At 37.3% G+C, this 10,080-nt stretch carries 8 protein-coding genes; all 8 read left to right on the top strand.

Translation table 11 applies throughout. From position 1 onward, the window contains the following. A partial coding sequence (locus tag ACY65O_RS15165; protein ID WP_462221704.1) for an RNA polymerase sigma factor occupies window positions 1-443 on the top strand: 443 nt, incomplete at its 5' end. Window positions 444-447: 4 nt separating this feature from the next. Beyond that, window positions 448-783: a hypothetical protein gene (locus tag ACY65O_RS15160; RefSeq protein WP_462221703.1), complete on the top strand. Its 336-nt coding sequence runs from the start codon at window positions 448-450 to the stop codon at window positions 781-783. 2 nt (window positions 784-785) lie between these two features. Then, a complete protein-coding gene (locus tag ACY65O_RS15155) occupies window positions 786-1,274 on the top strand; it encodes a Spy/CpxP family protein refolding chaperone (RefSeq protein ID WP_462221702.1) in 489 nt (162 codons plus the stop codon). A 34-nt stretch (window positions 1,275-1,308) separates the two neighbouring features. Then, window positions 1,309-1,713 carry a hypothetical protein gene (locus ACY65O_RS15150; RefSeq protein ID WP_462221701.1) on the top strand — a complete coding sequence of 135 codons (405 nt, stop codon included), beginning with the start codon at window positions 1,309-1,311 and terminating at the stop codon, window positions 1,711-1,713. 379 nt (window positions 1,714-2,092) lie between these two features. Further along, window positions 2,093-3,766: an amidohydrolase gene (locus ACY65O_RS15145; protein ID WP_462221700.1), complete on the top strand. Its 1,674-nt coding sequence runs from the start codon at window positions 2,093-2,095 to the stop codon at window positions 3,764-3,766. Between the two features lie 54 nt (window positions 3,767-3,820). Beyond that, window positions 3,821-7,453, top strand: coding sequence for an alpha-amylase family glycosyl hydrolase (locus ACY65O_RS15140; RefSeq protein ID WP_462221699.1), 3,633 nt, complete (start codon window positions 3,821-3,823; stop codon window positions 7,451-7,453). A gap of 36 nt (window positions 7,454-7,489) precedes the next feature. Next, a complete protein-coding gene (locus tag ACY65O_RS15135) occupies window positions 7,490-8,230 on the top strand; it encodes an NUDIX hydrolase (protein ID WP_462221698.1) in 741 nt (246 codons plus the stop codon). 235 nt (window positions 8,231-8,465) lie between these two features. Further along, window positions 8,466-10,080 (top strand): TonB-dependent receptor plug domain-containing protein (locus tag ACY65O_RS15130; protein WP_462221697.1); only part of this gene is annotated, 1,615 nt, incomplete at its 3' end.

Below are 10,080 nucleotides of genomic sequence, written 5' to 3'. Positions count from 1 at the left end.
ATATTACGCAGGATGTTTTTATACAGGTGTACCAGTCAGTAAGTTCTTTTAAAGGCGAATCTAAATTTTCAACGTGGCTGTACCGCATTGTAATTTCAAAATCGCTGGATCATATCAAGAAAAAGAAAAGAAAAAAACGTTTTGCATTTGTACAAAGTTTATTTGGTGCTGCCAGCGAAGAAGAGTTACACCCCGAAGAATTTAATCACCCTGGTGTGGTAATGGAAAATAAAGAAAGAGCAGGCGAATTATTTAAGGCAATGGAACAGTTACCCGGCAACCAGCGCATTGCATTTACACTGCATAAACTGGAAGCTCAAAAATATCAGGATATTGCAGCTATTATGGATATTTCGCTAACAGCCGTAGAATCTTTAATTGCAAGGGCAAAAGGAAATTTAAGAAAAACATTGAAACAGTATTACGAAGAAAATAATTTTTAATACCATGGACAATCACGAACACATCAACAAACTCATTCATGATGCATTAAACAGTTTGGATGATGCTGCAAGGGCAACACCTAAACCATATCTTTTAACAAGATTAAACGCAAGGATGCAAAATGAAAAAGAAAGCGGCTGGGATAATGCTTTACGTTTTATAAGCAAGCCTGCAATTGCACTGGTGGGCCTTTGTTTGGTAATAGCCATTAATGCAACAGTGGTTACTTATAATTATCCCGGTAAAACTGCAGCAGCGGCAGACGAACAATATGCAGCTGTTGATGAATACAGCAGTTCCACAACAGTATTAAACTACATAGAAAATATAGAACCATAATAATGAGTACACAAACAAAAAGTAAATTATATCTTTTAATAATCGGCATATTGCTGGTTACAAATATTGCCATGCTCTTCTTTTTTATGGGTAATAAAGATGAAGGGAGAAGGGGTGGCAACCGTGGCGGCTACGACAGGGGTGCAATGATGAGGGATTTTTTACAAAAAGAAATTGGGTTTAATGACGCACAGCTGGAGCAATATGATACCCTTAGTAAGCAACGAAAAGAAAAAATGAAAGCTGATATTGAAGCCTTGAAAAATAGTAAAGAAGAACAATTTAAGGAATTGGGTACAAGGGGTTTTAGTGATTCTGCCATTGCTGTTGTAATAAACCAATCTGCCGAAAAACAAAAAATGATGGAGTTACACATGATGAATCATTTTGCCACCATTAGAAAAATTTGTACTGCAGAACAGCAACCAAAATTTGATTCGCTGTTTTATAAAATATGGAATAAAAAGAAAAAACCTGACGAAAAAAAATAAACTAAATTTTATCAAAAAAAATAAAAACGTAAACATGAAAAAACAAATTCTGTTGGCAGCTGTTGCAGCTATGTTCAGCATTACTGCCGTAAATGCACAGGGCGGTGGCAATTTTCAGCGCCGTACACCCGAAGAAAGATTAAAACCCATTCACGAAAAATTAGACAGCGCCTTTAAATTAGATGCTGCTAAAATGAAACAGGTAGATGAGATCTTTTTAAATTCGTTTAAAGAATCGGATAAAAAAATGGAAGAGATGAGAGCCGGTGGCGGACAAATGGACCGTGATGCAATGATGGCAGCAAGACAAAAAATGAATGATGAAAGAGATGCTAAGTTAAAAGAAATACTTACTGCAGATCAAATGAAAATTTGGAAAGATGCTATTGAACCATCAACAAGACCGCAGCGTGGTAACAGAGGTGGCGGCGGAAAATAATAAGAAATGGTGAATACGAATACAACGGCTCCGCTTTTTTTGGCGGGGCTTTTTTTGGAGTAATGATTTTGAGATAGTGCTTTATTTTTTAAAAAAATAAATGCCGTTGCAGTTTATTAATGTTGAAGTACAGTAGTACAAAAGCCTCATCAGGGAACAATTCCGAAAAAGGGATGTAATCTTTTTCGGGGTCGCTTCCTGAGCGAAGTCGAAGGATTTGATTCTTTTTTGGCGAAGCAAAAAAGAACAATAAGAAAAGTGATATGATATTTTTATATGCCACAATTCATTAAATAAATTTAGCAGGACATTTAAATAAAATTTTAAATACATTTTTCAACACTCCGTTTGTTTATGGTATTTTTGAAAAAAGATATTTATGTCATTCAAAAAATTCTTCTCGTCATTACCTCTTGCTTCTTGCTTATTGCTTATTGCCTTCCCCTCCTGTAAGTTCCGCCAAAAAATACCATTACTTATTCATCATGCAAAAATTTATACCGTTGATGAAAAATTTTCTGTTGCAGAAGCAATGGCAGTAAACGATGGAAAAATTATTGCCATTGGTACCAATGATGAAATTTTAAAAGAATACGAAGGCGAAGAAACGATTGATGCAGCCGGTAAATTTATTTTTCCGGGTTTTATAGATGCTCACGCCCATTTTTTAAATTACGGATTTAGTTTGCAACAGGTAAATTTAACCGGCACCAAAAGCTGGCAGGAATGTATTGATAAAGTAAAAGCATTTATAAAAGCAAAAAATATAAAACCCGGTACATGGGTACAGGGTCGTGGGTGGGATCAAAATGATTGGACTGTAAAAGAATTCCCCAACAAAGATTCATTAGATATCAATTTTCCAAACAATCCCTTAGCATTAGTAAGAATAGATGGCCATGCATTAATTGCTAATACCAAAGCAATAGAAATGGCAAATGTAAAACCAGGCCAAACCATTGCAGGCGGTACAATAGAAACCATAGATGGAAAACTTACCGGTATAATGATAGACAATGCAGAAGATATAATTTTTGCAGCTGTACCTGCACCAACAAAAGATGAATATGCCATTGCATTAAACGAAGCGCAACAAAATTGCTTTGCGATGGGCTTGACGACTGTTGTTGATTGCGGTTTAAATAAAAACCATGTTGATATAATAGATGCGTTACAAAAAGAAGGTACTTTAAAAATGAAACTGAATGTGATGCTTTCGGATGATTCGGCTAATTACGCTTACTATTTAAAAACCGGGCCTTACAAAACACCTATGCTAAATGTAAATGGTTTTAAGTTGTATGCAGATGGTGCATTGGGAAGCCGTGGTGCATGTTTGTTGCAGCCTTATAGCGATAAACCGGGCTGGCAGGGTTTTTTATTAAAAGACAGATCTTATTTCGAAAAAATTATTCCGCAGATTTACAATTCAAAATTTCAGGCCAATACACATGCCATTGGCGATAGTGGCAACCGAATGATATTACAGGTATATGCAAGTGTGCTAAAAGAAAATAATGACAGGCGCTGGAGAGTAGAACATGCGCAGGTAGTTAATAAAAATGATTTTTATTATTTTGGAAAGTACAGTATCATTCCATCGGTACAGCCCACGCATGCCACCAGCGATATGTATTGGGCCGAACAAAGATTGGGAGCAGAAAGAATAAAAGGTGCTTATGCTTACAAACAATTACTCAATCAAAACGGATGGATACCGCTCGGTACCGATTTTCCGGTAGAAGATATTTCTCCCTTTAAAACATTTTATGCCGCTGTTGCAAGGCAGGATAGTAAAGGTTTTCCAGATAGCGGTTTTCAAATTAAAAATGCTTTATCACCAGAAGAAACATTAAGAGGCATGACCATTTGGGCAGCCAAAGGATCTTTTGAAGAAAAAGAAAAAGGAAGTTTGGAAACCGGCAAAGCGGCTGATTTTATACTATTGGATACCGATTTAATTGGCGGCGATATAAAAAACTTATTGAACGCTTCTGTTACTCAAACATTTATAAATGGAAAAACCGTTTATAAAAAATTGCCCCAAAAATAGTTTGCAATCTCAATTAATGTGTTAGATTTACACATTAATTCAAATTGCTTGTTTATGAAGAAATACCTGCTTATGCCGGTGCTGTTTTTTATTGTTACAGCAACCAATGCTCAACGTTTATTAAACTGGTCTCCCGAATTTCCGGTTGATAATTCTACCCTGGTTTTTACAATAGATTGTACCAAAGGCAACCAGGGACTTTTAAATTTTGAAAGTGGTAATTCAAACAATATATATGTGCATGTTGGTGTAATTACCAACTTAAGTACCGGTCCATCCGACTGGAGGTATGTAAAATTTACCTGGGGTACTGCTGATCCTTTAGCAAAAGCAACACCGCTTGGCAATAATAAATATCAATACACTATTACCAATGTACGCAGTTTTTTTGGTGTGCCTGCCGGCGAAACCATAAAAAAAGTTACCGCCATTTTTAGAAATGCACCGGGAACACTTAAGCAGGTAAATAGTGATAACAGCGATATGTATATTCCTGTTTATGGCAATACCGAATACGCAGTAAGATTAAATCTGCCGCCATTTGAACCACGTTATATTCCATGGGTGGAGCCATTGAGTGTTGCGGTTGGAGGAAACATTAATATTACAGGAGTATCATCTGCCAATGCAGCATTAACATTAAAATTAAATGGCGCAACAATTAATACAGCAGCAAGCGCAAATACCATTTCTGGTAATCCAACTATAACCACTGCATGTAATCAAACTGTAATGCTGGAGGGCAACGATGGTACAGGAATAAAAAAAGATTCTTTTAGTTTTTACATTGCTCCCACAACAAGTGTAGCAGCATTACCTGCAGGTGTGCAGGAAGGTATTAATTATGCAGCAAATAACACCGCAGCAACTTTAGTTTTATACGCACCCGGTAAAAATAATGTGGTGGTGTTAGGCGATTTTTCTAACTGGGCAGTTAGCTGCTCTAACCAAATGAACAAAACACCCGATGGTAATTATTTTTGGATAACCGTTACAGGTCTTACACCAAATACAGAGTACGGCTATCAATATTTAATTGATAACAGTATTATAATTGCTGATCCTTATGCACAAAAACTTTTAGATCCAGATAACGATCAGTTTATTTCATCAACCACTTACCCTAACTTAAAACCTTACCCAACAGGATTAACAACAGGTATTGTAAGTGTTTTACATCCCGGCGAAGCACCTTATAACTGGCAGGTAAATAACTTTGCCCGTCCGGATAAAAAAAATCTGATGGTGTATGAATTACTGATAAGAGATTTTACAGCACAGCACAGTTATCAATCTTTGATAGATTCATTTCAATATTTTAAAAACCTTGGTATAAACGCTATTGAATTAATGCCCATTAATGAATTTACAGGCAACGAAAGCTGGGGTTATAACCCAACTTTTTATTTTGCACCCGATAAATATTATGGCACAAAAAATAAATTGAAAGAGTTTATTGATAAGTGTCATCAAAATGGTATTGCAGTTTTACTTGATGTGGTGTATAACCAATGCGATAATAATGCACCGCAGGCAAAAATGTACTGGAATGCTGCCAACAGTCAGCCAGCTGCCAATAATCCCTGGTTAAATGTTACAGCGCCTCACCCTTACAATGTGTTCAACGATTTTAATCACACTTCAACTGCTACACAGTATTTAGTGCAGCGGTCCATTAATCACTGGATAACGGAATATAAAGTAGATGGCTTTCGTTTAGATTTGGCGAAAGGGTTTACACAAACACCCACCAATACAACTACTGTTGAAAACTACGATGCAAGCAGGGTGGCCAATTTAAAAAGATATTACAATGGCACCATTGCAAATTATCCCAACACATATATGATACTGGAATTTTTGGGCACGCTGCCCAGTCAGGAAGAACAGGAATATGCAGCACATGGTTTTATGCTTTGGGGAAACAACAATGCAGTGTACAATCAATGCACCATGGGTTTTGCATCTAATTCAGATATCTCTCCAATTGTGTACACCGATGCTAAAAAAGCATTTAATAATCCTGCCGAAGTAGGTTATATGGAAAGCCATGACGAAGAAAGAACCATGTACAAAAATATAACCTTCGGTAATGCATCGGGTACTTATAATGCAAAAACACTGGCTACTGCTTTGGCAAGAGAAGAAGCTGCTGCATCAGTATTTTTTACAGTGCCCGGTCCTAAAATGATTTGGCAATTTGAAGAAAGGGGTTATGATGTTTCACTGGTTTTTGGTGGTTCAAATCTTTCGCCCAAGCCACCTCGTTGGGAATATATGGATGACCCTAACCGCAAACATTTGTACGATACTTATAAAAGTTTACTGCAATTAAGATTGGGGAATCCTGCAATTTTCAACAATACCAGTTTTACATACGACTTTAATAATGCAGGAGGATTAGTTAAACTGTTTCAAATTGCCGACCCCAATGCAGGCGGTAAAAAAATAACTGTTGTTGCCAATCTTGATGTAGTGCAGCAAACCAAAGCAGTTACTTTTCAAACCACCGGTGACTGGACAAATTATATAAGCAACGGAACAGGTACAGGAATTAATGGAACAACAGGTGCGACTTTTAATTTAACTGCCGCTGCTCAAACTATAACATTACAGCCGGGTGAATATCATGTATACATAAGTGTACAGGCATGCGCAACACTTGCACCCACAGCTGCAACACCAGTTAACTATTGCCAGAATGCAACGGCAACAGCATTAAGTGCAACAGGTACTAATTTATTGTGGTACACTGCAGCAACCGGCGGTACGGGTAGTGCAACTGCACCAACTCCTGTAACAACTGTGGCTGGCAGCACAACATATTATGTAAGCCAAACTTCAGGCTGCGAAAGTGTGCGTTTACCCATAGTAGTTGATATAACAGCAATACTTGCAGCACCAGCAGTAGCCAGCCCGGTTAGTTATTGCCAAAATGTAACGGCAACTTCTTTAACTGCAACCGGCACAAATTTAACATGGTACACTACTGCCACAGGCGGTACTGGAAGTGCAAACGCACCCACACCTTTAACCACTGTTGCAGGCACAACAAATTATTATGTAAGTCAAAAAAATAATTGTGGCGAAAGTGCCAGAACCCCCATTAGTGTTGTAATAAATGCAACACCGGCAGCACCATCAGCATTAAATGTAACAGCAGTCACCACTAATACTGCCATGTTAAACTGGGCGACTTCTGCAGGAAATTTTTATACAGTTGAGTACAGGGAAGCTGGTACTTTTACCTGGATAAATATTGCAACCGCAATTACTACAGGCTCCGTTACACTAAATAATCTTGCACCCGGCGTTTCGTACGATTGGAGGGTAAGTGCCAACTGCATTGCAGCACCTGCAGTAAATTACACTACAGCACAGTTTACAACCAGCTCACGTAACAGTACTATTACAAGGCTTAAAAATGGTTTGGGAATTAAAATTTCCCCCAACCCGGTTATTGCAAATGCAATAATCGATTACATTGTACCGGGCAATGGAAAAGTAATTATTACTTTAGTAAATTCGTTCGGGCAGCAGTTGCAGATATTGTGTAATGCCAGTTTAAGTGCAGGCCAGTATAAAATAACATTAAACGATAAATTTAAATCGCTTGTAAAGGGAGTTTATTTTTTAAAGATCGAACAAAACAAACTTAAATATTACATTCAATTTATAAAGCAATAGATTAAGTAAAATTTAAAACTCTAAATATATTTTCTAATGACTTCTGATGTTAATACAGATAAGGTAAAGAATATTAAAACACTCACGGCCATACAGTCCGAAGTAGAAAGCAGTAATGGTATTGCTTTATCGGTGGACTGTGTAATTTTTGGTTTTGATGAAAATAAACTGAAAGTATTACTGATAAGAAGTGACCTGAAAAAATATTTAGGCAAATGGTCGTTGTTAGGCGATTTGGTAAGGCCGAACGAAGACCTTGATGCAGCGGCATACAGAATATTAAAACAACGTACCGGCTTAAGTGATGTTTACCTGGAACAGGTAGAAACATTTGGTGCAGTAAGCCGTCACCCCGCAGGCCGTGTGGTAACAGTTACTTACTGCTCTTTAATAAATGTACAGCACCATAAATTAAAAATATTAGACAACGAACTGCACTGGCACGACATACAAAATGTAACTGATCTTGCGTTCGATCATCAACAGATATATGATACCTGTTACCAGCGTTTGCAAAAAAGGATACAGGAGCACCCACTGGGTTTTAATCTTCTGCCCAAAAAATTTTCTTTAAGGGATCTGCAAAATTTATACGAAGCTATTTTAGATACTAAAATGGACAGAAGGAACTTCCGCAAAAAATTCTTTGCTATGGATTTTTTAATTGACCTGGACGAAATGGAGCAGGACGTTCCACACCGGCCCGGAAAACTCTACAAGTTTAATTTTGAAAAATACGAGAAGAAAAAGAAAAAATGGGTAGGCATAGATTTTTAAAATAAATGCCATTTGCAGCATAATTAAAGTGGCTGTTGTCTTATGATACTGTTACGGACATTGAATTTTAGGCAACTGTTTAAATAATCAGGAAAATTCAGAAATTCTTTTTAACAAAATTTTGTTTATAATAAAAATACCTTACTTTGCGTAAAATTTACACATTCTCAATTGTGTAAATTTTACACAACACTAACTGCTTTCTAATTTTTTAAAAACGATACAACTTGCATGTATGAAAAAAATCAACAAACAATTTTACAGGGTTTTTATGCAAACGATTGCGATGCTGCTGATAGCCGTTGCAGGATTTGCACAAACGGCTGTTACCGGTAAAGTAACCGACAGTAAAGACGGCTCTCCGGTATTGTCGGCAACAGTAACAGTAAAAGGAACTAAAACCGCTGTAACAACAGCAGCAGATGGTACATTTAAAATTAATGCTCCTGCAAATGCTGTTTTAGTTATTACTTCTGTAGGATATAGTATTACAGAAGTAGCAGTAGCAGGTAAAACCTCTATTGATGTAAGTATTGCACAAACCGACCAGCGTTTAAACGAGGTGGTGGTAGTGGCATACGGAACAAAACGCAGGGGCGACCTTACGGGTTCGGTAACATCCATTTCTGCTAAAGATTTTCAAAAAGGAAATATTGCCTCATCAGAACAATTGCTGGTGGGTAAAGTTGCCGGCTTAGAAGTTACAACTGGCGGCGGCTCTGCCGGTGGCGGAAGTAAAATCCGTATCCGCAGCGGGGCTTCTTTGTTTGCCAGTAACGATCCGTTAATTGTAATTGATGGTGTGCCGGTTGAAGGTAATGGTATTGCAGGTTCTGGTAATCTGTTAAATACTATTAACCCTAATGATATTGAATCAATGAGTGTTCTTAAAGATGCTTCTGCTACTGCTTTATATGGTTCAAGAGCATCAAATGGCGTTATAATAATAACAACTAAAAAAGGAACCAGCGGAAAAGTAAAATTTAATTTTACCACTCAGGCTTCTCTTGCCAATGTAAGCAAACACGTAGATGTACTTTCTGCAGACCAAATAAGGAGTATAATAAATGCCGATGCTGCTGCAACTGGTAATAATAGCTACAAAAATTTATTAGGCACTGCCAATACTAACTGGCAGGATCAAATTTACAGAACAGCTGTAGCTGCTGATAATAACATAAGCGCAAGTGGAAGTATAAAAGGTTTACCCTTTGTGTTGCCTTTCAGGGCATCATTAGGTTATTTAAACCAAGACGGGGTGCTGAAAACAAACAATTTTAAAAGGGTATCTACATCGTTAAACTTAAACCCTAAACTTTGGAACGACCATTTGACCATTAATTTGGCTTTTAAATATAGCCGCACAAATAATGTATTTGCTAATGAAGGTGCCATTGGTGCTGCAGTTACATTTGATCCTACACAGCCTGTTAATAATGCAACGGGTAAAAATGGTGGTTATTGGGAATGGTTGCAAGGGGGCAATCTTGTTGAGTTGAGTACAAGAAACCCATTAGGTTTGTTAGAGCAGAGAGATAATACTTCAACAGTAAACCGTGTTATCGGTAATATACAGTTAGATTATAAAATGCACTTTTTACCAGATTTGCACCTTTTACTTAATTTGGGTATTGATAATGCTGGTGGTAATGAAATGGTTATTTGCGTATCAGATACCTTAGGTGGTGCTTATACTGTAAATGCTGTTAATATATATAAGAATACAGCCTCTACTGCTAGTAGCTTCAGTACTTCTACTTTTGATGTTCCTGTTGCTGTAACTACAGCTACTGGCCCAATAGCATTGGCTATGGGTGATTATAACTCTGACCATAAATTAGACATTGCAG

It is taken from the genome of Ferruginibacter sp. (assembly GCF_031430955.1).
Classification (GTDB): Bacteria; Bacteroidota; Bacteroidia; order Chitinophagales; family Chitinophagaceae; genus Ferruginibacter.
The sequence above is the reverse complement of the archived record's forward strand: the minus strand, read 5'-3'. Positions and strand labels throughout refer to the sequence as shown.

Bases quoted from the DNA above. Each gene is read 5' to 3' on its own strand.
- ACY65O_RS15160 (WP_462221703.1), top strand. From the start codon at position 448: ATGGACAATCACGAACACATCAACAAACTCATTCATGATGCATTAAAC.
- ACY65O_RS15155 (WP_462221702.1), top strand. From the start codon at position 786: ATGAGTACACAAACAAAAAGTAAATTATATCTTTTAATAATCGGCATA.
- ACY65O_RS15150 (WP_462221701.1), top strand. From the start codon at position 1,309: ATGAAAAAACAAATTCTGTTGGCAGCTGTTGCAGCTATGTTCAGCATT.
- ACY65O_RS15145 (WP_462221700.1), top strand. From the start codon at position 2,093: ATGTCATTCAAAAAATTCTTCTCGTCATTACCTCTTGCTTCTTGCTTA.
- ACY65O_RS15140 (WP_462221699.1), top strand. From the start codon at position 3,821: ATGAAGAAATACCTGCTTATGCCGGTGCTGTTTTTTATTGTTACAGCA.
- ACY65O_RS15135 (WP_462221698.1), top strand. From the start codon at position 7,490: ATGACTTCTGATGTTAATACAGATAAGGTAAAGAATATTAAAACACTC.